Source organism: Rahnella inusitata, from assembly GCF_965118895.1.
Lineage (GTDB): Bacteria > Pseudomonadota > Gammaproteobacteria > Enterobacterales > Enterobacteriaceae > Rahnella > Rahnella inusitata_A.
Genome location: NZ_CBCPJJ010000033.1, coordinates 1 through 21,659 on the forward strand (window position 1 = coordinate 1; position 21,659 = coordinate 21,659).

Here is a 21,659-nt window from a genome sequence, read left to right on the forward strand (position 1 = left end):
TGGCGTTGTTGCTAAAGTTATCGCTTAATCGCTGATAATTAAGAGCAAAAAAAGGGTGCCTCGGCACCCTTTTTTATTGCCTGAATTTCACGCAAAAAAACATGTCTTCGCATTTGCAATAATAACCATTCTCATTTACAGTTAGGGTAAGTTATATGCGAAGTGTGGTTTATATGTACGTGTGTTTGTGCAATTCAGTCAGTGATAAAACAATCAGACAGGCAGTAAGGCGTTACCAGCCCCAAACGTTTCAACAGCTCAGAAATTTTGTCCCGGTCGGGACCCAATGTGGCAAATGTGTTCGCGCGGCACGTCAGATAATGGAAGACGAATTACAGCAGATTCCAGAGTTCAAAAACATCGCGTAAAAATACTTCGATAAAAAATGTGCCTTTTTTTTGACTTACTCTGTACCGGATCTACGCTTTAGATACCGGAACGGAGGAGTTACCTATGAAAGGCGATAAAAAAGTCATTGCACACCTCAATAAACTTCTTGGAAATGAACTGGTTGCTATCAATCAGTACTTTTTGCATGCCCGTATGTTCAAAAACTGGGGGTTGATGCGCCTCAATGGTATCGAGTATCACGAGTCGATCGACGAAATGAAGCATGCTGATATTTACATTGAGCGCATTTTATTCCTCGAAGGTCTTCCAAACCTGCAAGATCTCGGCAAACTCAACATTGGTGAAGATGTCGAAGAGATGCTGAAGTCAGATTTGCTTCTCGAACTGGAAGGTGCGAAAGATCTGCGTGAAGCAATCGCGTACGCGGACTCCGTTCATGATTACGTCAGCCGAGATATTATGATCACAATTCTGGCTGACGAGGAGCATCACATCGACTGGCTGGAAACAGAGATTGAACTGATAGGACGTATCGGACTGCAAAACTATATTCAGTCGCAGCTGAAAGAAGAATCGCAGTAGTCATTCTGTTTATAAAAACATCAGCCAGAATGTTGGACTTTGCTGGCTGATGTAACTGATCATTCCCGCGATGGCGAGGCAAGGCCCAAAGGGGATCGTCGTTATCGTTCTTCCCGCCAAACGCCCCGTCAGTGCAATACAGACTCCCATAACAGAGGATGTAATACAGATCACCGGTAAGCTTTGCCATCCCATCCAGGCACCCAATGCCGCGAGTAGTTTAAAGTCACCATACCCCATTCCTTCACGCCCCGTGACGAATTTGAACCCCCAGTAAAGACACCATAAAACCAGATAGCCCGCTACTGCTCCGAAGACGGCGTCTTCCAGCTGCACCCCGTTTATCAAAGTGTGAGACAGCAATCCTATCCACAGAAGCGGCAGAGTCAGACTATCGGGTAACAAGTAACTTTTGAGATCGATGAGTGTGAGCGTCAGCAGGAAACTGCACAACGTAAATGCAAAAAGAAGAGAAAGTGGCGTGACGAAGAAAAAGGTGAGGATGAAAAAAAGTAAACCACACATTGCCTCGACCAACGGGTAGCTCATGGGTATACGGATGCTGCAATAGTGGCATCGGCCTCTCAGGATGAGCCAACTCAACAAAGGAATGTTTTGCCACGCCTTTAGTGTGTGCTTACACGAAGGGCAGTGCGATGCTGGATAACAGAGGTTAATTTTTTCGGAGACTTTCTCATTGAGGCTGAATATTAATAGTGAGCGATAAACCACGACATTGATAAAGCTGCCGATCAAAAGCCCTAGAATCAAAGCCGCAGAATGGATGAATTCAGCTGGTATGGCAGCGATCGTCCGTGTTGATGTCCAATAGTCCATGTGATTCTCTGAAATATGCTGCCTTAACGCAGCGTGAGTTGCGGTACCGTCAGCAGGTTAGCCGTAACTCTACTTTGAGACATGGCGATACTGACGACTTTGATATTGTGCGTTTTTTCTAAATATTCGATCCATCTCAGGAAAGACTCATATTCAACGTTCTCTATTTTCACTGACATGCCTTTTTCATCCTGCCCTACCTGAGTGAAAACCACTCCGAACTTAGCCGACGTCGTGACGAGCGTTGGCGCGAGTTTTTCTTTCGGAAAGGTTTTACCCTGATGACGATGGCTGCTTTCGGAGATATCGGCGACATATTTCAGGAAGCTAATATGCTGGCTGATGCGGGCACGACTGGCATCAATTTGTGCATTGATCGGGGCAATGATGGCATACCATATCGTTGCAATGATCAACAGTATGCCGCCGCTCATTAATAAGTACTGTTCGCGGGAATTCTTCGCTAAAAACCATGCTTTCATTTTTTTTCCCTGTTTCTCAAGGTGACAGTGACACCCTGTGCTGTCGAAGTTAAACCAAAAGGTTGAAAATGAAACTGATCGGCGCTGAGCTCTATAAAGTTATCCAGTGACCGGGCATCCGGCGCGATTACCTGGAGAGTAAGTTCTGGTTCCTCCGTTTTAAAATCCAGACTATTGATTTCAATGCCTGGGATCTGGCTTTGCATCTTCGTCAGTTTTGCCAGCGTTGGCAGAAATTGAGCGGGTGACTTTTTAATGTCCTGTTCGAAGTAAAAGCGCAGATTTTTTTCGTGTTTTTGAGTGGGGAACCATTCGGTATAAACCGCTCTGGTTTGTTCTTCCAACTGACTTTCATAGTGGCGGGCTTGCCAAAATAGGAACAGCTGTGAACCGAAAGCAAAAAATAACGTGACCGCTACCGAAGACAATGCAATGACGGGTAAAACTTTGGTCCACGCAGAATGTGGTTTTTTAACTGCAAACTTTCCCTGCATAAGATTCAGAGAAGGTGATGGCTCTGCGCGGTTAAGCAAAATCATCGGGTGCTCGTGATTTGCCCTACGAATGATATCTCTTTTGCACTCCGTCGGACTATAGGATGTGACGGCCTCAGGTGCGGCGATGGTCAGGTAAGTTTCAAGCCAGCTGTCTTCAACGATGCAGGCCGAAAAGGGTGACTGGCGGATGAGCCATTGTTCCTCCAGCCTGACCATCGACCATCCTGATTCATTAACCGGCAGTAGCGTGGCATCAGCATAAACTTCTGTCACCTCCAATCCTGCGTCACTGAAATGTGATAGCCAGTTCTTCAGGTAGTTTTCATCAATACCGGCGACGTGCAGCAGCTTATCTTCCTGAGCCAGTACCACCCAATGAAGATTTTCCACATCTCCGGCCACGCTTTCCTCTGTCATATAGGAAAGCAGCGTGTCCAAATTTTTGACGCGGCGTTCAGGCAGCGTCACGGTGCGGAAAATCACCTGACTGGCAGGCAGCAGCAGGCCAATACTTTGGCTGCCGGCTTCTTCTGACAGTTGAGCCAATTGCAGAGTATTTTCCAGCCTGAACGTGTGCTCAGGCCGTGAAGAAGTATTCCTGAACCACCAGGCCGGCTCATCCCTGTGGATGCCCGTACGGACATAAATTCTGGTGGCAGAGGTCTGTTCACTTAACATTATTCAAGTATCCGATAGCGTCGCTGGTAAATCTTAATAGAGCTGTCATCTTTGTTAAAAAACAAGGAACTACTCATCGTATTCTTTTGGTCACCGGTGCTGCCCTGGCTGTAAAGCGTGAAGAAACGGCTTCTGACAGTGAGTAGCGGTTTGATAGCGGCAAAGTCAGGTGCAATAGTGAAGCGTTGTTTTTTAACTTCTTGCAGGAAAAGGTCCACTGAATTCCAGCCATTTAACGGGCGGGCAGTGAGTATTTTCTTAGCGTCATCCGTTGTAATTTCTCCCAGAAACATAGCCGAAAGCAGTGGAGCCTGCGCCTCAGCCAGGGTATTGACGTTAATCTGCTGAGTTTCTTCCGGTAGCACGCATAACTGATTGCGAATCTGAGCCACAATTTCGCGGGGGAAATCGGGTAACAGGGCGAGTTCATTTAATGAGTAAATCTCATGCTTAACAGCACTTCCCGAAGTCGCTTGTTTTTTATACTCTTTGCTTTCTGCACCCGCGGAACGTACCTGATCGTCTATATCCAGATAGTCACTCAGTGAGTCGACAAATCTTTCTGTTTCGGCGCGATTGCTCCCCGCGTCGATCAGCAGCTGACGGAGAACACGAGTGTTGTAGGGTTCTTCTTTGGTCACGCTATCTGGCTGATTCTGCTGCAGACTGTTGATATTGAAACAGGCCTGCCCGTCGACGATGACATAATTCACCGCAGATCCATCTTCATTATCGGTCTCGCCAGTCTGTGCCCAGGATTGATTGAGGTTATTGTTTTGCGGCGTATCCTTGAGGTCTCGTCGTAATTTTTGAATGGCGATTTGTTCGGCGTCATGGGCCAGCCATTGTAATTGCTGCTGATTCAGCAGAAACATTTGCGTCTGCCATGTACTTTGAAACTGCAGGGTCATTTTTGCGGCCAGCGCTGCCATAATCGCCAGGATTAACAGAACCATCAGCAAGGCTGCACCACGTTGTCTATTCATTTGCCGCTTGCTTCTGCGTATCAGTGGCGGCCGGTATCGCGGGCATAGCTGAGCCTTGAATATTCGTTTGTGGATCTGCGGCCGGGGTGGCAGGCAATGTATCGGGCAGCCTGAACACGCGTCGGATTTTTCCTGTCCCTTCGACTTCAATCGTCACTTCGACTCCTGCGGGTAAAGTATCGATTCCTTTCCACTCAGTTTTCCAGTCGCCCTCATAAAACCTGAGTCCGAATGAGGTAACACCTCCCCGCAGCATTATTACGTCAGTTGCTTTTTCAATGCCTGAGGGCAATGTGCGGGAGCTGCGCGTTAAGGAAGCGTCGGAGAGTTGCCAGGTCACTTCCTGCAAATCACTGGCTGACATCACCTGCAGGGAGTTCATGCTGTCCAGTGTGGTGAATTTGAGCAATCCTGGTGTACTGTACAAAATTGGCTCAACGGCGTTCTCACGACGTAAAATAATCTGAGTAAGGTCTCTCTCCATCTGGGCAAAGGTTCGCTGAATTTGCAAAAGCTTTGTGGTGCGCTCTTCCACGACGCTGCTGGTTTTAACCGATGCCGATAAAATTTGGTATGCGAGCAGGCTAAGCATCGCAAAGATCATCATGGCAATCATCACTTCGATGAGGGTGAAGCCGCGTTGTTTATTTCTGAGTGAGGGCATTATCTTCCTTCGGCTCCGAAGCAAAGCGGGCATATAGAGACAATGAAGGGTTAGGCGTTTCTTTCTCCACACGAACATCGATCCGCAGTAGGCTAATGTCGTTGTTTTCATCCCTCATTGAATTCAATTCAAGAAACCAGATTTCATCTGCCATTTCCGTTTTATTGATTATTTGGGTTTCGGCAGTGACGTTAGCCTTCAGACTCAACTCAGTCAGTGTGTTATCGGCGACCCAGCTGGCGAATAAACTTTGCTGAAAATGTGTCACGGCATTCATTTGCGACGTGATGCTGTTTAGTAAGGCCATTGCGCTGACAGAGAAAATCGCCATTGCGATCATCACTTCTAAGATTGTCATCCCATCCTGCTTTTGTTTTTTTTGCATCAGTCTTCCCCGGTGATCACTTTGAGTATCAGAGGAAGCTGACCGGCAGAAGAAAGTGTGCAGCAAAGTCCATCACCCGATGAGGCAGAGAATTGCATATTGAAAACCGTGACGCGGCCATCGGGCATAAAAACGATCTGCGGTATGGTACTCAGGGACTTATTCAGGTCTTGAGGCGACAGAAAAATCGCCTCTTCGTCTTCAAACTTTCCCTGGCTTTCGAGGCGTGCGCTGGGAAGAGCAATCCATTTTGGCTCTTCGTTGTTGGGAATTAACGGCTGCGATGTTGCGAGAATAACAAACTGATATTCATTCGGAGTCATTGCCAGCCCGGTCGGCACACCCGTCATGGTTGCATATTGGGCTGTGTACTCCATTAACGACATCATCTTTTCGGCTTGTCGGATTTGCGCGTTGTTAGCTGGCAGGATCAATATGACTACCATCGCGGTACTGGCCATAATTGCCAGTACCAACATGATTTCCATTAGGGTGAATCCGGCTGCCTTGTGGATAGACAAGATTATTTCTTCTCGACCCAGTTGGTGATGTCGTCTGCCGTGTTCGCTTCGCCATCCGGGCCTGCAGAAAAGACATCAATATTTCCGTGATCTCCGGGACTCACCAACAGATATTCATTTCCCCATGGGTCGGCGGGCAGGCGTTTGATATAGCCATCGGCATTATAATTTGTCGGCCGAGGGTCATTTTTAGGTTCGGCAATCAGAGACTGCAGGCCTTGCTCTGTGGTTGGATAGCGGTGGTTATCCAGTTTGTACATGTCCAGCGCATTTTCAAGAGCGACAATATCGCTGACTGCTTTTTGCTTATCCGCTTTTTCCTTGTTTCCCATGAGATTAGGTACAACAAGGGCCGCCAGGATCCCCAAAATGACGATGACAACCATCAGTTCCATCAGGGTAAAACCGCGCTGTTTTTGGCTAACGGTATCTGTATTGATTGCTTGATTCTGCATGAGAAGTTCCTTAACTGACCAAATTATTGAGTTGAAGAATGGGTTGTAAAATAGACATGACGATAAAGAGAACAATGCTTGCCATAGAGACAATCAGCAGGGGTTCAAAAATGGCCAACGCCATTGAAAGTCGGTGTTGCATCAACTTGTCTTGATTATCGGCTGCGCGGGCCATCAGTTCGCCTAATCGCCCGCTTTGCTCACCTGAGGCAATCATGTAAAGCATCATTGGGGGAAACATATGCGTTTGTTCCAGCGCATTAAAAAGAGAGGTACCCTGACGAACATTTTCGGCAGCCTGCAGAAAAAGCCGGTGAATGTGCACGTTGCTGATGCCGGCTGTTGAGATCTTCATAGCATCCAGTAAAGGAACGCCGCTGGATTGCAAAATACTCAGAGTACGTGCATAGCGAGCGCTGTTGACTGCCCGGATTAATGGACCCGCTACCATGATTTGAAGCAATAAGGTGTGGAACCGTGCCAGTTGCTTTGGACTGCGCAGAGCCAGTTTTAGTGATATCACTATGCCAGCGGCCCCCAGTGAAATAGGTAACCAGAAGGTCTGGAGGAAGCCACTGACGGCAATCAAAATGCGCGTAGTCAACGGCAAAGCATGTCGGAGATGGACAAACTGCTCGATAATTTGTGGAACCACTGCAACCAGGAGGATGACAATGACCAGGATGGCGACCAACGTCAGCATAAGGGGATAAATCATTGCCTGAGTGAGTTTGCTTTTTATTTGCTGGCGGATTTCATTGTAGTCGGCCATTTTCTCCAGCACGGCACCGAGCTGCCCCGTCCTTTCTCCGGCAGTCACCAGCGTTTTGAACATTGGATCAAAAATACGGGGATAGTCAGAGAACGCATCGGCCAGCGTGTGGCCTTCAACGACTTTATTCCGCACAGTGGCCAGGACCTTTGCAAAGGCGGCATGTTCAGTTTGTCGTGCAATTACATTCAGCGCCGCTTCGATGGGAAGAGCTGCATTGATTAATGTCGCTAACTGACGAGAAAACAGAGACACGGCGTGCGAAGGAACCTTAATTCGCTTACCGCTTTTTTTTATCATCTGGGAAGAAATGGAAAGACCGACGGGCCGGATCCCCAGCAGAGTAATACCTTGTTCGCGAAGAATTTGACGCGCGTGGCGTAAGGAATCAGCCTCGAGGGTAGCGCGCAGATCTTTTCCTGTCGCAGTGATGCCATGATAAGAAAACTGACTCATTGACCACCTGCGAATGTTTCATGCTCAGTGGTTACTCTGATGATTTCCTCAAGAGTCGTTTCGCCACTAATTGTTTTAAGAAGCCCATTTTCGCGAAGACTACGGCTGCGTTGACGAAGAATTTTCTCTATTGCCATCTCATCTTCATTTTGATGAATGGCTTTACGCAACTGGTCATCAACAATCAGACATTCATGAATAGCTGTTCGGCCTTTGTAACCACTAAACCGGCATTGCGGGCATCCCTCTGCCCTGAAAAGCAATTGCGGTGGCTGCGGCAGGAAAGCGAAATGTGCCTGTTGCACTGCATCTATTTCCACCGGCTGTGCGCAATGTTGGCATAGTCGCCGGACCAGTCTCTGGGCAACCACGCCAAGCAGGGAAGATGCCAGAAGAAAGGGCTCGAGACCCATGTCGCGTAAACGGGTAATCGCGCCGATAGCGCTGTTCGTATGCAACGTCGACATGACAAGGTGACCTGTGAGTGAAGCCTGAACGGCTATCTGCGCTGTTTCACCATCACGAATTTCTCCGACCATTACCACGTCTGGGTCCTGACGCAGGATCGCCCGCAAACCCAGAGCAAATGTCATGCTAACCCGCGGATTAACCTGAGTCTGCCCCACGCCTTCGAGCTCATATTCGATAGGGTCTTCCACCGTCAGGATGTTACGTTCCTGAGTATTCAGCGCCGCCATGACGGCATAAAGTGTTGTGCTCTTTCCAGACCCTGTTGGACCAGTGACAAGAATGATGCCATGGGGCTTTTGAATCAGAGATGTAAGCGTCTTCTGATCCGTCTGGCTGAGGCCAAGCTGCGCGATGCTCAGTGAGATATTGTTTTTATCGAGCAGGCGCATCACGACTCTTTCACCGTATTGGGCCGGAATGGTGGATACACGTATATCAATCGACCTATGGCCCAGACGTAAGGAAATACGCCCATCCTGCGGTAATCGTTTCTCAGCGATATCCAGTTTGGCCATTACTTTAATACGAGAAATTAAAAAGGGCGCCAGCTTGCGAACCGGTTGCAATATTTGCCGCAGTACACCATCCACGCGAAACCTTATGCTCAGCGTGCGTTCGAATGTTTCGATATGAATGTCTGAAGCCCCCTCTTTGACGGCTTCAGACAAAATGGCATTTATCAGTCGAATAATCGGGGAATTTTCATCACTGGCGAGCAGATCTTCATTGTCTGGTACTTCTTCAGACAGTGAGAGTAAATCGACATTGTCATCCATATCGTCCATGATTTTTTGCGAGGCTCCGCGGTTTTGCTGATAAGTCTCCGACAGCTTTTCCTCAAACGCCTGAGTACTCAACAATCTGATGTTGTCCCACAGCCCGGCCACACGGCGTACTTCAATGAGCGTTTCGGGTTGCACATCTTCCCGGCAGAAAAGGACCCCATCTTCCAATGCAACGCCTTTCTGCCGTGCGTAGGAGTAGGGCAGCCCTTTTAAGAGGGCTGCTTCATTTTGTAAACCGTCGCATTCATATTCTTCAGTACTCATTTTCACTGTTCACTGAATGGATTACGTGGAGTATTGTTCGTATCGAAGGATGATTTTTCAGCCGGTACGGCAGGTTTTATCACCGGATAATCCGGAAGCATCGGGCGATGGGTTGGCGTGATAAGATCATTATTATCTTCTTCTTTGCGCTGTTTTTGGGTCTTCTGGAAACTCGAGTATTTTTGCGCCGAAACAGATTTGTATATTTCATCATCCCGGATAATTGTTGGTCTGATAAAGACCATCAGATTTCGTTTCGCCGTTTCTGTTGAGGTGTAACGGAAAAGATTACCGATCCAGGGAATATCGCCCAGCAGGGGAACTTTGGATTTAGTTTCTTTAGAGCTGTCGTCAAGCAGACCACCGAGTACCACGGTTTCACCGGTTTTTACCAATACGGCATTCTGAATGGTGCGGGTATTAAACGTTGGGCCAAGAGTGGAGTCGGTTGAGGTATCCACACTGGAGACTTCCTGCTCTATTTCCATGAGTACAGCATCACCCTCATTAATCTGCGGAGTGACTTTGAGCTTGGTTCCCACCGTTTTGTAAACTACGCTACTGTATATATTATCGCCCGAAGTCGTCTGTGAACCGGAGAGCGAGGGAACCTCCTGACCAACGTTGAAAGAGGCTTCTTTGTTATCAAGGGTCACAATACTTGGGGTTGCGAGAATATCGTTTTTATTACTGGTTGAAAGCGCCGTCAGTAGAACATTCCAATCTCCACTAAAGAAGCCTGCAGCCATTCCGTTGAAACTTTGCATCGTCGAGGCCAGTGCGCTGTCACTACTGATAACACCGTCTTTCTTGTACTTGCGTACGCCTGCTGCAACAGTCGATAAAGGAGCTCCAGTACCGGTGAACTGTGTTCCACCGACGTTGTTATTGCTCCACTGAATCCCGAGGTTGAGGCCATTTCCGTCTTGCACCTCGACAATAATTGCCTCCACCAGAACCTGCGCACGTCTGATATCCAGTTTTGCAATGACCTGTTCAAGTGATTGCATAACATCCTTTTGAGCGGTGATCACAATGGAGTTGGTTTGCTCATCAGCCGTAATGCTCATATTTTTATCGGAGGACCCTGCCGACTGTGCCGTTTTACCGTCTTTCATCTTCTCGGTGATGCCAGTAAGTACAGGGACTATTTTCTCAGCTTTGGCATAATTCAGATAAAATACGCGGGTATTACCTTGTGTTGACTGATCGCGATCGAGTTCTTTCACAAGCTTGATGGTGTCCCGTCGGACATATTCCGGGCCACTGATGACCAGAGTATTGGTGCGCTCATCGGCAACGATTTTTGCTTGTAACAGAGAGGTAGATTGCCCCTTCGTCTCTTCTCGTACCAGATTGTTGACCAGTTCTGCCATTTCTGATGCGGAGCCATATTTTAATTTAATCGTTTGTCGTTGCTGGCTTCCCATTTGATCAACCCGATCCACCACTTCTATCAAACGATTCACAACTGAAGCGCGTCCGGTGAGCAGTAACACATTTGAGGGCTCATAATGTACGACATTGCCAACACCGGTAGTGTCATTCATCTGGCGTAACAAAGGAGCTAGTTCTCGGACCGGAACATTTTTGAGTGAAACAATTCGGGTAATAATTTCATCACCACGGCCCGGCTTTAAACTGTCAGCGACGGGTACACCCGCCGTTTTTGCATTCGCAGAGCGCACAACTTTCAGTAATCCATTATCCATCGGCACAACGGAGTAACCATAAACATCAAGAACACTTAAGAAAAATTGGTAGTACTGATCTTCATTAAGAATATCGTAACTTCTTACGGATATACTCCCCTGGACTGAAGGGTCGACTAATATGGTTTTATTCAAGTTCTTACTCACGATATCGATAAATTCATTGATATCAGTATTCTTGAAACTGGCTGTAAAATCCGCAGCTTGAGTGAGTAACGGCGTAAGCAATAAAGTAAATAACGAATTTTTAATTAGGTTCTGAATGATTCTAGTCATGGTTGTTCACGTCGAGAGACGTCTCAAGTGTTGCGAGATTAATGTAAATGTTCTGAGCCTGACCAGCCCCTATAACAGTAAATTGAACATCTCGTAGGCTTTGTAGGGTTGCCATGAGAACTTCTGATGATTTAGGATTCTCAAGAGGTTGGCCATTTATTTTCACGACTAATTCATTATTAATCAGCCCCATACTTTTATAAATTTTTGTCTGGGTCTTCGGATTAACGCGATAGCCAATAAACGTCGACTTCTCGTAAACAGGCGTGACAGCGAGATAGTCACTGAGTCTTTTTACCTGAATAACAGAAGGTGCAGTCGGTGCAGGCTTTGACGAGGTTGATTCTCTTCTTATCTCCATAACGAACGTCTGTATTGCATCATTGTGGCGGATTTGCACTGATTCTGGAGTGATGACACTGACATACGCATCTTCGATATCCGTCAACTTCTCACCTTCACGGTAGCTGTGTTGTTCGTTGGAACCTTGAATTATTGCTAAGGAAAGCCTGTTATTACTGCTGTAAACTACCCCCTTGAGACTCAGATCCAATGGCTCTACCTGGTTGTTATTCTGGGGTGAGCTTGTGGACTCCTGAGCAACGACATTCCATTTGAATAACGTTGCCGGGATTACAGAGGTTACTGGTATTGGTTTTGTTAAAAATTGATGCTGGGAATAATAATTATTTGAAATATTCAGGAAATATATAATATAAGCTGTAGATGCAAAGCATAGTGCGATTATTGCAATCACTATAAAAATGTATTTACTGTGTAGCATGGTAGAAGAGTTATTGATTTTTATTCTCAGCTTTAAATGTAGTCATTTTCAGGTATTATTACCCCTGGGTGTAATAAAATGAGTATACTACCCGTCAATGCGGTAAGTTACAAATACACTTTATTTTTAGTATTGATAAATAATATATTTGCTAGTTTTACTATTTTTTATATGAATGAATACAAGGGGTGACCCTTCTTCTATTCGAAGGTTAAGGTAATGTTTCTAGAGTATTTTGGTTTTTCTTTCTCACCTTTCAGTACCAGGACGTTTTTCAATAGCGAGCGGTATTCAGCGATACTTGATTATTTAATAGATAAAATTAATCAAGGCCAACCTATCGTTGTTCATGGAAATGAAGGGACGGGGAAAACCTCATTAGTTCAGACTTTGTTGTTAAAAAGCAGCAGGATGGGAGCCTATTATATAGTATCCCCTGATACCCAGTGTAAAGACCTCGAGAGTTTCGTTGCGAAACTTATGACATTAAAAAAAACGCGTTCGCTTTCCACCAGCTTGTTACTCAACAAAATTTCAGAAGCATTTAAGGCATCCACAAATTTTGATGAAGGTCTTGTACTCGTCTTCGATCATGCTGAAAACCTCAATGATGAATGCCTGACTTTTCTTGATGGATTATCACGCTATCTCTGCGATGAGCGTTTTTCAATCATATTGATCGTAAGTGGGTCCAGATTAAGCCCGCATTCTTTTAAGCAATTTTCCAAACATAATAAGAGATTAGAATATCAGCACGATGGTTTTAATGTTCAGGAATGCCATGCTTTTATAAGCAGCAGAATCAGTGAAGCAGGTGGGGGACGAGAGCTTGTTGATCGCGCCGGGGCCAGGATGATCCATAAAGCTTCAGGAGGTCGGCCAGGGACCATCGCACAAATCACCGAAAATGCTCTGCGTTGTGCATTTATAGACCGATCACCTGTCGTGAAGCCACGTCATCTCAGTCAGGCTCTCACCTACATGGGGCTCCCCTCCCGTTCGAGAAGCTGCTTTATTAGTCTTATGCTTATTTATGCCTTATTAGGAAGTGTGATTGGCTGGACCTACTACCAGTATGCGGCGCCATTTTTAACCTCTCACTTATTCGTAGCACCATCGTTAAAAGAAGTACCCGCGCCAGCGTTGCGTATAGAGGATATGGCCAATGATAAACGTGATGGCATAAAACAACTCTTCCATATCTGGGGATACGATGTACCTCTGGCTGATGCATTCTGCGACCAAGCCGACAGGGCGCAACTGGTTTGCAAGGAAGGGAAAGGAACGCTGGATGAGTTGGTGGCAGGCGGACAACCCTGGCTGGCATCCATGAATATCGGAAATAAAAAGATCTATGCAGGTGTGGTCAGAATTACTGATAGACATATTGACCTGCTGATAAAGGATAAAACGTGGACGGTGGAGCGCAACTGGTTCAATGCAGTCTGGTCGGGTGATTTTATACAGTTTCAGTTAACGACGCCTGACGGTAAAAAAACGATAAATCAAAACAGTTCTCTTGAAGACACCGTTTGGCTTGATGCAGTGCTCAGCAACATTTTGCACTTACCTTCCGGCCTGAATGGGGAATGGGACACAGAATTGAAAGATAAGATCAAACTTTTCCAAAAGCGTGAAGGCCTTAATGTTGACAGCCAGGTTGGACCCGGGACTCTGCAGCGTATTGCTAAAAGCCTGAACAAAGCACCTGAGCTCATTGTCGATGATGGCACTGAGGGGAAACGCTAAATGCAGAACATTTATATCGCGGCTTATCAAAGCAAACTCAAAAATTGCAAGGTCGTTCTGGCTTTATCTGCAAAACATAAAAAAGCATACCTTTTATTCTCCCTGGTCTTTGTCCTCTGTGTTTCCCTGGGCATTGCTGCGGGAAGTGCATTACATATCGTATGGCAGCACATAAATAAAGAGGAGAAGGAGGCGATCACGCAGCCACAAGTGTTGCCGTACGTGTTTTCAAATGTGCATTATATTTTTGAATCAAAAATTCTGCCTGAGCGAGTTATCAAAAAAGAGCGTAACGTCAAAAGTGACGAGGCCACTCTTCAAGAGCCCTGGGAGGATGAGGATGATGGAACGGTCAATCCTGCAGAGGAAGAGGGTATTGATGCGAGCGATGATACGAAAAGTCCCTCTGCAACCACCGTATCAGAAGCTTTAAGTGTTGAGCAACTTCTCAAAAAAGCGCTCAGTGAGCAGAAAAAGGCCGAAAAATAGGGGAGTTGTAAAATAACTCCCTGCCTTCTTAACAGGCAAAATGCAGGATTTTTTGCTGTATAGATGAAGAGGTAAGCATCAGCGTAAAATTACAGCGATTTAGCACCAATGTGGTTGCTTAATCTTCCTGAGTACGTATAATGCGCGGGCTTACCTAATATTGGTAAGCCTGATTCAATCTGAATCAGCTGGCCAATGAGTTTACTCGCTGGTCAACAATACTCCCGATATGGGGGTTATGTGAAGAACGATTACACTCTCCCATCAATCGAAATGGGTATGAGGAGTAATCATTTACGTTTAAAATAATTGGAGCTCTGGTCTCATGCAGAACCAAAGAATCCGTATCCGCCTGAAAGCGTTTGATCATCGTTTGATCGATCAATCAACTGCGGAAATCGTTGAGACCGCGAAGCGCACTGGTGCGCAAGTTCGTGGTCCAATCCCGCTGCCGACCCGCAAAGAGCGTTTTACTATCCTGATTTCTCCGCACGTCAATAAAGATGCGCGCGATCAGTATGAAATTCGCACTCATAAGCGTCTGGTTGACATCGTTGAGCCAACCGAGAAAACCGTTGATGCTCTGATGCGTCTGGATCTGGCTGCTGGTGTAGACGTGCAGATCAGCCTGGGTTAATCAGGGTCATTGACGATTGAGAGGTTGAAACAATGATTGGTTTAGTCGGTAAGAAAGTGGGCATGACTCGTATCTTCACAGAAGATGGCGTTTCAATCCCAGTAACCGTTATCGAAATTGAAGCAAACCGCGTTACTCAGGTCAAAGACCTGGACAACGATGGTTACCGTGCTGTGCAGGTTACTACTGGTAGCAAAAAAGCTAACCGTGTAACCAAACCAGAAGCGGGTCACTTCGCTAAAGCTGGCGTAGAAGCTGGCCGCGGTCTGTGGGAATTCCGCCTTGCAGAAGGTGAAGAATTTACTGCAGGTCAGAACATTAGCGTTGAAATTTTCGCAGACGTTAAGAAAGTCGATGTTACCGGTACTTCTAAAGGTAAAGGTTTTGCTGGCACAGTTAAGCGCTGGAACTTCCGTACCCAAGATGCTACCCATGGTAACTCCTTGGCACACCGTGGACATGGTTCAATCGGTCAGAACCAGACTCCAGGTAAAGTGTTCAAAGGTAAGAAAATGGCAGGCCAACTGGGTAACGAACGTGTAACCGTTCAGAGCCTGGATGTAGTACGTGTTGATGCTGAGCGCAACCTGCTACTGGTCAAGGGTGCTGTTCCGGGTGCTACCGGTGGCAACCTGATCGTTAAACCTGCTGTTAAGGCTTAACGTCGAGGAGATAGGAATGGAATTAGTAGTGAAAGACGCGCAAAGCGCGCTGACTGTTTCCGAAACTACCTTCGGGCGTGATTTCAATGAAGCGCTTGTACACCAGGTCGTTGTTGCTTATGCAGCAGGTGCCCGTCAAGGTACTCGCGCTCAGAAGACCCGTGCTGAAGTAACTGGTTCCGGTAAAAAACCTTGGCGTCAGAAAGGTACTGGCCGTGCGCGTGCAGGTTCTGTAAAGAGCCCAATCTGGCGTTCCGGTGGTGTAACCTTCGCTGCAAAGCCACAGGACCACAGTCAAAAAGTAAATAAAAAGATGTACCGCGGCGCGCTGAAAAGCATTCTGTCCGAACTGGTACGTCAAGATCGTCTGATCGTTGTCGAAACGTTCTCTGTAGAAGCGCCTAAAACTAAGCTGCTGGCACAGAAACTGAAAGACATGGCTCTGGAAGACGTGCTGATTGTAACTGGCGAAGTCGACGAGAATCTGTTCCTGGCCGCACGTAACCTGTACAAGGTTGACGTTCGCGATGTAGCAGGTATCGATCCAGTAAGCCTGATCGCCTTCGACAAAGTGGTTATGACTGCTGACGCTGTGAAGCAAGTTGAGGAGATGCTGGCATGATTCGTGAAGAACGTCTGCTGAAAGTGCTGCGCGCGCCGCACGTTTCTGAAAAAGCTTCTACCGCGATGGAAAAGAACAATACCATCGTACTCAAAGTTGCCAAAGACGCGACTAAAGCAGAAATCAAAGCTGCGGTTTCGAAACTGTTTGAAGTCGAAGTCGAAGACGTAAACACCTTGCTGGTTAAAGGCAAAGTGAAACGTCAGGGTCAGCGTGTTGGTCGTCGTAGCGACTGGAAAAAAGCTTACGTCACCCTGAAAGAAGGCCAGAATCTGGACTTCATCAGCGGCGCTGAGTAAGTCGGAGGAGTAAGAAACAATGGCAATTGTTAAATGTAAACCTACATCTCCGGGTCGTCGCCACGTTGTTAAAGTGGTTAACCCTGAGCTGCATAAGGGTAAACCTTTTGCCCCGCTGCTTGAAAAATTGAGCAAAAGCGGTGGCCGTAACAACAATGGCCGTATCACCACCCGTCATATCGGTGGTGGCCACAAACAGCATTACCGTCTTGTTGACTTCAAACGCAACAAAGATGGCATCGCTGCAGTGGTTGAGCGTCTGGAGTACGATCCGAACCGTTCCGCGAACATCGCGCTGGTTCTGTACAAAGACGGTGAACGCCGTTACATCCTGGCGCCGAAAGGCCTGAAAGTAGGTGATCAGATCCAATCTGGTGTTGATGCTGCAATCAAGACAGGTAACACCCTGCCTATGCGCAACATCCCAGTAGGTTCAACGGTTCACAACGTAGAAATGAAACCAGGTAAAGGCGGCCAGATGGCTCGCTCAGCTGGTGCCTACGTTCAGATCGTTGCTCGTGACGGTTCCTACGTGACTCTGCGTCTGCGCTCTGGCGAAATGCGTAAAGTTCAGATTGATTGCCGTGCCACCTTAGGTGAAGTCGGTAACTCTGAACACATGCTTCGCGTTCTGGGTAAAGCAGGTGCAAGTCGTTGGCGTGGTATTCGTCCTACCGTTCGCGGTACTGCGATGAACCCAGTCGATCACCCACACGGTGGTGGTGAAGGTCGTAACTTTGGTAAGCACCCGGTAACCCCGTGGGGCGTTCAAACCAAAGGTAAGAAGACCCGTAGCAACAAGCGTACTGATAAATTCATTGTACGTCGCCGTAGTAAAAAATAATTAGAGGATAAGCCATGCCACGTTCTCTCAAGAAAGGTCCTTTTATTGACCTGCACTTGCTGAAGAAGGTAGAGAAAGCGGTGGAAAGCGGTGACAAGAAGCCTTTGCGCACTTGGTCCCGTCGTTCAACGATCTTTCCTAACATGATCGGTTTGACCATCGCTGTCCATAATGGTCGTCAGCACGTACCAGTGTTCGTTTCCGATGAAATGGTCGGTCACAAACTGGGTGAATTCGCGCCGACTCGTACTTATCGCGGCCATGCGGCTGATAAAAAAGCTAAAAAGCGCTAAGGTAGGAGGAAGAGATGGAAACTATAGCTAAACATCGCCACGCTCGTTCTTCTGCTCAGAAGGTTCGCCTTGTTGCAGACCTGATCCGCGGTAAGAAAGTGTCGCAAGCTCTGGAAACTTTGGCCTACACCAACAAGAAAGCTGCTGGTCTGGTTAAGAAGGTGCTGGAGTCTGCCATTGCTAACGCAGAACACAACGATGGCGCTGACATCGATGATCTGAAAGTCACGAAGATTTTCGTAGACGAAGGCCCAAGCATGAAGCGCATTATGCCGCGTGCTAAAGGTCGTGCAGATCGCATCCTGAAGCGCACCAGCCACATTACTGTGGTTGTGTCCGATCGCTGAGACTCTGGAGACTAGCAATGGGTCAGAAAGTACATCCTAATGGTATTCGCCTAGGTATTGTCAAACCTTGGAATTCTACTTGGTATGCAAATACCAAAGATTTCGCTGACAACCTGGACAGCGACTTTAAAGTTCGCCAGTTCCTGACTAAGGAATTAGCGAAAGCTTCCGTTTCTCGCATCGTTATCGAGCGTCCAGCGAAGAGCATCCGTGTGACTATTCACACCGCTCGTCCTGGCATCGTAATCGGCAAGAAAGGTGAAGATGTCGAAAAACTGCGTAAGGTCGTAGCGGATATCGCTGGCGTTCCTGCGCAGATTAACATCGCCGAGATCCGTAAACCGGAACTGGACGCTAAATTGGTTGCTGACAGCATCACTTCACAGCTGGAACGTCGCGTTATGTTCCGTCGTGCTATGAAGCGTGCTGTACAGAACGCAATGCGTCTTGGCGCTAAAGGTATCAAAGTTGAAGTAAGCGGCCGCCTTGGCGGTGCTGAAATTGCGCGTACCGAATGGTACCGTGAAGGTCGTGTTCCGTTGCATACACTGCGTGCGGATATCGATTACAACACATCTGAAGCGCACACCACTTACGGTGTAATCGGCGTTAAGGTATGGATCTTCAAAGGTGAGATCCTGGGTGGTATGGCTGCAGTTGAACAACCGGAACCGGCTGCTCAACCTAAAAAGCAGCAGCGTAAAGGCCGCAAGTAAGGAGAGTCGCTGATGTTACAACCAAAGCGTACAAAATTCCGTAAGGTGCACAAGGGCCGCAACCGTGGTCTTGCGCAAGGTACGGATGTGAGCTTCGGCACTTACGGTCTGAAAGCTGTTGGCCGTGGTCGTCTGACTGCTCGTCAAATTGAAGCAGCACGTCGTGCGATGACCCGTGCAGTTAAGCGTCAAGGTAAGATCTGGATCCGAGTATTCCCGGACAAACCGATCACCGAGAAACCGCTCGAAGTTCGTATGGGTAAAGGTAAAGGCAACGTAGAGTATTGGGTTGCTTTGATTCAGCCTGGTAAAGTCCTGTATGAAATGGACGGTGTGCCTGAAGAGCTGGCTCGTGAAGCCTTCCAGCTGGCAGCAGCCAAACTGCCTATCAAAACCACCTTTGTAACTAAGACGGTGATGTAATGAAAGCACAAGAGCTGCGCGAAAAAAGCGTGGAAGAGCTGAACACTGAGTTGCTGAACCTTTTGCGTGAGCAGTTTAACCTGCGCATGCAAACGGCAAGCGGCCAGTTGCAGCAAACACACCTGTTGAAACAAGTGCGTCGTGATGTTGCACGTGTGAAAACTTTACTGACTGAAAAGGCGGGTGCGTAATGACTGATAAGATCCGTACTCTGCAGGGTCGTGTAATCAGTGACAAAATGGAGAAATCCATCGTTGTTGCGATTGAGCGTGTGGTGAAGCACCCGATTTACGGGAAATTCATCAAGCGTACGACCAAATTGCACGTACATGACGAGAACAATGAATGTGGTATCGGCGACGTTGTTGAAATCAGCGAATGCCGTCCACTGTCTAAGACTAAGTCTTGGACCTTGGTTCGCGTTGTAGAGAAAGCGATTCTGTAATACAGTAGCGCTTCTCAAAAATAGATAAACGGCTCATGCACGTGAGCCGTTTATTTTTTCTACCCATAATCGGGAACCGGTGTTATAATGCCGCGCCCTCATATTGTGGGGATTTCTTAATGACCTATCCTGGGTCCTAAGTTGTAGTTGACATTAGCGGAGCACTAACATGATCCAAGAACAGACTATGCTGACCGTGGCCGACAACTCCGGTGCACGTCGCGTAATGTGTATCAAGGTTCTAGGTGGCTCGCACCGTCGCTACGCAGGCGTCGGCGACATCATCAAAATTACCATCAAGGAAGCAATTCCTCGCGGTAAGGTGAAGAAAGGCGATGTGCTGAAGGCGGTAGTGGTGCGCACCAAGAAGGGTGTTCGTCGCCCGGACGGTTCTGTCATTCGCTTCGATGGTAATGCTTGCGTTATTTTAAACAATAACAGCGAACAGCCAATCGGCACGCGTATTTTTGGGCCGGTAACTCGTGAACTGCGTAATGAGAAGTTCATGAAAATTATCTCTCTGGCACCAGAAGTACTCTAAGGAGCGAAACCATGGCAGCGAAAATCCGTCGTGATGACGAAGTTATCCTGCTTACCGGTAAAGATAAAGGTAAGCGCGGTAAAGTAAAAAATGTCCTGACTTCTGGTAAGGTCATTGTTGAAGGTATCAACCTGGTTAAGAAACATCAGAAGCCTGTACCGGCCCTGAACCAACCAGGTGGCATCGTTGAAAAAGAAGCTGCAATTCCGGTTTCTAACGTTGCACTCTTCAACACGGCTACTGGCAAGGCGGACCGTGTAGGCTTTAGATTCGAAGACGGCAAAAAAGTACGTTTCTTCAAATCTAACAGCGTAACTATCAAGTAATTTGGAGTAGTACGATGGCGAAACTGCATGATTACTACAAAGACGATGTCGTAAAAAAACTCATGGCTGAGTTTGGTTACAATTCTGTCATGCAAGTCCCTCGGGTCGAGAAGATCACCCTGAACATGGGTGTTGGTGAAGCGATCGCTGACAAGAAACTGCTGGATAACGCAGCAGCTGACCTGGCAGCAATCTCCGGTCAAAAACCGTTGATCACCAAAGCACGCAAATCAGTTGCAGGCTTCAAAATCCGTCAGGGCTATCCGATCGGCTGTAAAGTAACCCTCCGCGGCGAACGCATGTGGGAGTTCTTTGAGCGTCTGGTCTCCATTGCTGTACCACGTATTCGTGACTTCCGCGGCTTGTCTGCTAAGTCTTTCGATGGTCGTGGTAACTACAGCATGGGCGTGCGTGAACAGATCATCTTCCCGGAAATCGATTATGATAAAGTCGATCGCGTTCGTGGTTTAGATATTACTATCACCACTACTGCGAAATCCGATGATGAAGGCCGTGCATTGCTGACAGCCTTTAACTTCCCGTTCCGCAAGTAAGGCAGGGTTACTAATGGCTAAGCAATCCATGAAAGCACGCGAAGTCGTTCGCGTAAAACTGGCTGATAAATACCGCGCTAAACGCGAGGAATTGAAAGCTATTATCTCTGGTGTGAACTCATCCGACGAAGATCGTTGGGATGCGGTTCTTAAGCTGCAGTCTCTGCCGCGTGATTCCAGCCCGTCTCGTCAGCGTAACCGCTGCCGTCAAACTGGTCGTCCGCATGCTTTCCTGCGGAAGTTCGGGTTGAGCCGTATTAAGGTCCGTGAAGCCGCTATGCGCGGTGAAATTCCGGGTCTTAAAAAGGCTAGCTGGTAATTGTCACCAATTGAATCACGGGAGTAAAGACAGATGAGCATGCAAGATCCGATCGCGGATATGCTGACCCGTATCCGTAACGGTCAAGCCGCGAACAAAGTTGCGGTCACCATGCCTTCCTCCAAGCTGAAAGTGGCTATTGCCAACGTGCTGAAGGAAGAAGGCTATATTGAAGAATTTAAAATCGAAGGCGACGCCAAACCTGAACTGGAATTAGTACTTAAGTACTTCCAGGGTAAGGCAGTGGTAGAAAGCATTCAACGTATCAGCCGTCCTGGTCTGCGCATCTACAAGAAAAAAGATGAGCTGCCAAAAGTTATGGCCGGTATGGGTATCGCTGTTATTTCTACCTCTAAAGGTGTTATGACTGATCGTTCAGCTCGCCAGGCTGGTCTTGGTGGCGAGATTATCTGCTACGTAGCTTAATCGGGAGGA

At 47.4% G+C, this 21,659-nt stretch carries 32 protein-coding genes; 20 read left to right on the forward strand and 12 right to left on the reverse strand.

Features of this window, described 5'->3' with window-relative positions:
• Positions 1-173 precede the first annotated feature (173 nt).
• Both bfd and bfr read left to right on the forward strand, forming a co-directional pair.
• Positions 174-368: a bacterioferritin-associated ferredoxin gene (gene bfd / locus ACMHLI_RS22740; protein ID WP_056778102.1), complete on the forward strand. Its 195-nt coding sequence runs from the start codon at positions 174-176 to the stop codon at positions 366-368.
• Between the two features lie 85 nt (positions 369-453).
• A complete protein-coding gene (gene bfr / locus ACMHLI_RS22745) occupies positions 454-933 on the forward strand; it encodes a bacterioferritin (RefSeq protein ID WP_413531382.1) in 480 nt (159 codons plus the stop codon).
• Between the two features lie 9 nt (positions 934-942).
• Here the strand turns inward: bfr and ACMHLI_RS22750 are convergent, their stop codons facing one another.
• Genes ACMHLI_RS22750 through gspC form a run of 12 tightly spaced genes read right to left on the reverse strand, consistent with a single transcriptional unit; the run spans position 943 to position 11,958 of the window.
• The gene (locus ACMHLI_RS22750) at positions 943-1,770 is read right to left on the reverse strand and encodes a prepilin peptidase (protein ID WP_413531383.1); all 828 of its coding nucleotides are present in this window, start codon (positions 1,768-1,770) and stop codon (positions 943-945) included.
• Between the two features lie 23 nt (positions 1,771-1,793).
• Positions 1,794-2,252 carry a type II secretion system protein GspM gene (gene gspM / locus ACMHLI_RS22755; RefSeq protein ID WP_413531384.1) on the reverse strand — a complete coding sequence of 153 codons (459 nt, stop codon included), beginning with the start codon at positions 2,250-2,252 and terminating at the stop codon, positions 1,794-1,796.
• Positions 2,249-3,427 carry a type II secretion system protein GspL gene (gene gspL, locus ACMHLI_RS22760; protein WP_413531385.1) on the reverse strand — a complete coding sequence of 393 codons (1,179 nt, stop codon included), beginning with the start codon at positions 3,425-3,427 and terminating at the stop codon, positions 2,249-2,251. Before gspL ends, gspM begins: the two co-directional genes overlap by 4 nt.
• Positions 3,427-4,413 (reverse strand): type II secretion system minor pseudopilin GspK, encoded by a 987-nt coding sequence (gene gspK / locus ACMHLI_RS22765; protein WP_413531386.1) that lies wholly within the window; start codon positions 4,411-4,413, stop codon positions 3,427-3,429. The genes gspL and gspK overlap by 1 nt, the downstream gene beginning before the upstream one ends.
• Positions 4,406-5,077 carry a type II secretion system minor pseudopilin GspJ gene (gspJ, locus tag ACMHLI_RS22770; protein ID WP_413531387.1) on the reverse strand — a complete coding sequence of 224 codons (672 nt, stop codon included), beginning with the start codon at positions 5,075-5,077 and terminating at the stop codon, positions 4,406-4,408. The genes gspK and gspJ overlap by 8 nt, the downstream gene beginning before the upstream one ends.
• A complete protein-coding gene (gene gspI / locus ACMHLI_RS22775; RefSeq protein ID WP_413531388.1) occupies positions 5,058-5,462 on the reverse strand; it encodes a type II secretion system minor pseudopilin GspI in 405 nt (134 codons plus the stop codon). The genes gspJ and gspI overlap by 20 nt, the downstream gene beginning before the upstream one ends.
• Complete coding sequence (locus ACMHLI_RS22780; RefSeq protein ID WP_413531389.1) at positions 5,462-5,983, reverse strand: GspH/FimT family pseudopilin; 522 nt, start codon at positions 5,981-5,983, stop codon at positions 5,462-5,464. The genes gspI and ACMHLI_RS22780 overlap by 1 nt, the downstream gene beginning before the upstream one ends.
• Before the next feature lie 2 nt (positions 5,984-5,985).
• Complete coding sequence (gene gspG, locus ACMHLI_RS22785) at positions 5,986-6,438, reverse strand: type II secretion system major pseudopilin GspG (protein ID WP_413531390.1); 453 nt, start codon at positions 6,436-6,438, stop codon at positions 5,986-5,988.
• Between the two features lie 10 nt (positions 6,439-6,448).
• Positions 6,449-7,666, reverse strand: a complete 1,218-nt coding sequence (gene gspF, locus ACMHLI_RS22790) for a type II secretion system inner membrane protein GspF (RefSeq protein ID WP_413531391.1) — start codon at positions 7,664-7,666, stop codon at positions 6,449-6,451.
• Entirely contained in the window at positions 7,663-9,186 is a 1,524-nt protein-coding gene (gspE, locus tag ACMHLI_RS22795) for a type II secretion system ATPase GspE (protein ID WP_413531392.1), read from the reverse strand. Before gspE ends, gspF begins: the two co-directional genes overlap by 4 nt.
• A 2-nt stretch (positions 9,187-9,188) precedes the next feature.
• On the reverse strand, positions 9,189-11,174 hold the full coding sequence (gene gspD, locus ACMHLI_RS22800) for a type II secretion system secretin GspD (protein WP_413531393.1): 1,986 nt from the start codon (positions 11,172-11,174) through the stop codon (positions 9,189-9,191).
• Positions 11,167-11,958 (reverse strand): type II secretion system protein GspC, encoded by a 792-nt coding sequence (gene gspC, locus ACMHLI_RS22805; RefSeq protein ID WP_413531394.1) that lies wholly within the window; start codon positions 11,956-11,958, stop codon positions 11,167-11,169. Before gspC ends, gspD begins: the two co-directional genes overlap by 8 nt.
• A 219-nt stretch (positions 11,959-12,177) precedes the next feature.
• On the opposite strand from gspC, the gene ACMHLI_RS22810 reads away from it, so the two are divergent.
• The 18 genes from ACMHLI_RS22810 (at position 12,178) to rpsH (ending at position 21,650) form a co-directional block, all read left to right on the forward strand.
• On the forward strand, positions 12,178-13,707 hold the full coding sequence (locus tag ACMHLI_RS22810; RefSeq protein ID WP_413531395.1) for an AAA family ATPase: 1,530 nt from the start codon (positions 12,178-12,180) through the stop codon (positions 13,705-13,707).
• On the forward strand, positions 13,708-14,196 hold the full coding sequence (locus tag ACMHLI_RS22815; RefSeq protein ID WP_413531396.1) for a hypothetical protein: 489 nt from the start codon (positions 13,708-13,710) through the stop codon (positions 14,194-14,196). It begins immediately after the preceding gene.
• 325 nt (positions 14,197-14,521) lie between these two features.
• A complete protein-coding gene (gene rpsJ / locus ACMHLI_RS22820) occupies positions 14,522-14,833 on the forward strand; it encodes a 30S ribosomal protein S10 (RefSeq protein WP_009639175.1) in 312 nt (103 codons plus the stop codon).
• Between the two features lie 32 nt (positions 14,834-14,865).
• Positions 14,866-15,495 carry a 50S ribosomal protein L3 gene (rplC, locus tag ACMHLI_RS22825; protein ID WP_056778020.1) on the forward strand — a complete coding sequence of 210 codons (630 nt, stop codon included), beginning with the start codon at positions 14,866-14,868 and terminating at the stop codon, positions 15,493-15,495.
• Between the two features lie 16 nt (positions 15,496-15,511).
• On the forward strand, positions 15,512-16,117 hold the full coding sequence (gene rplD / locus ACMHLI_RS22830) for a 50S ribosomal protein L4 (protein ID WP_009639177.1): 606 nt from the start codon (positions 15,512-15,514) through the stop codon (positions 16,115-16,117).
• Positions 16,114-16,416, forward strand: a complete 303-nt coding sequence (gene rplW / locus ACMHLI_RS22835; protein ID WP_056778023.1) for a 50S ribosomal protein L23 — start codon at positions 16,114-16,116, stop codon at positions 16,414-16,416. The genes rplD and rplW overlap by 4 nt, the downstream gene beginning before the upstream one ends.
• 19 nt (positions 16,417-16,435) lie before the next feature.
• Positions 16,436-17,260, forward strand: a complete 825-nt coding sequence (gene rplB / locus ACMHLI_RS22840; RefSeq protein ID WP_112168254.1) for a 50S ribosomal protein L2 — start codon at positions 16,436-16,438, stop codon at positions 17,258-17,260.
• 14 nt (positions 17,261-17,274) lie between these two features.
• Complete coding sequence (gene rpsS, locus ACMHLI_RS22845) at positions 17,275-17,553, forward strand: 30S ribosomal protein S19 (RefSeq protein ID WP_004929772.1); 279 nt, start codon at positions 17,275-17,277, stop codon at positions 17,551-17,553.
• A gap of 14 nt (positions 17,554-17,567) precedes the next feature.
• Positions 17,568-17,900, forward strand: a complete 333-nt coding sequence (rplV, locus tag ACMHLI_RS22850) for a 50S ribosomal protein L22 (RefSeq protein WP_004391423.1) — start codon at positions 17,568-17,570, stop codon at positions 17,898-17,900.
• A gap of 17 nt (positions 17,901-17,917) precedes the next feature.
• Positions 17,918-18,616, forward strand: a complete 699-nt coding sequence (gene rpsC, locus ACMHLI_RS22855) for a 30S ribosomal protein S3 (RefSeq protein WP_104923583.1) — start codon at positions 17,918-17,920, stop codon at positions 18,614-18,616.
• Positions 18,617-18,628: 12 nt separating this feature from the next.
• Positions 18,629-19,039, forward strand: a complete 411-nt coding sequence (gene rplP, locus ACMHLI_RS22860) for a 50S ribosomal protein L16 (protein ID WP_009639183.1) — start codon at positions 18,629-18,631, stop codon at positions 19,037-19,039.
• Positions 19,039-19,230, forward strand: a complete 192-nt coding sequence (gene rpmC, locus ACMHLI_RS22865; RefSeq protein ID WP_013573692.1) for a 50S ribosomal protein L29 — start codon at positions 19,039-19,041, stop codon at positions 19,228-19,230. The genes rplP and rpmC overlap by 1 nt, the downstream gene beginning before the upstream one ends.
• Positions 19,230-19,484 (forward strand): 30S ribosomal protein S17, encoded by a 255-nt coding sequence (gene rpsQ, locus ACMHLI_RS22870; protein ID WP_014333604.1) that lies wholly within the window; start codon positions 19,230-19,232, stop codon positions 19,482-19,484. The genes rpmC and rpsQ overlap by 1 nt, the downstream gene beginning before the upstream one ends.
• Positions 19,485-19,653: 169 nt before the next feature.
• The gene (rplN, locus tag ACMHLI_RS22875) at positions 19,654-20,025 is read left to right on the forward strand and encodes a 50S ribosomal protein L14 (protein ID WP_008457164.1); all 372 of its coding nucleotides are present in this window, start codon (positions 19,654-19,656) and stop codon (positions 20,023-20,025) included.
• An 11-nt stretch (positions 20,026-20,036) separates the two neighbouring features.
• The gene (gene rplX, locus ACMHLI_RS22880; RefSeq protein ID WP_056778037.1) at positions 20,037-20,351 is read left to right on the forward strand and encodes a 50S ribosomal protein L24; all 315 of its coding nucleotides are present in this window, start codon (positions 20,037-20,039) and stop codon (positions 20,349-20,351) included.
• Between the two features lie 14 nt (positions 20,352-20,365).
• Entirely contained in the window at positions 20,366-20,905 is a 540-nt protein-coding gene (gene rplE / locus ACMHLI_RS22885; protein ID WP_013573695.1) for a 50S ribosomal protein L5, read from the forward strand.
• Positions 20,906-20,918: 13 nt separating this feature from the next.
• Entirely contained in the window at positions 20,919-21,224 is a 306-nt protein-coding gene (gene rpsN / locus ACMHLI_RS22890) for a 30S ribosomal protein S14 (RefSeq protein WP_013573696.1), read from the forward strand.
• Between the two features lie 33 nt (positions 21,225-21,257).
• The gene (gene rpsH, locus ACMHLI_RS22895; RefSeq protein ID WP_112168255.1) at positions 21,258-21,650 is read left to right on the forward strand and encodes a 30S ribosomal protein S8; all 393 of its coding nucleotides are present in this window, start codon (positions 21,258-21,260) and stop codon (positions 21,648-21,650) included.
• The last annotated feature ends 9 nt before the right edge of the window (positions 21,651-21,659 follow it).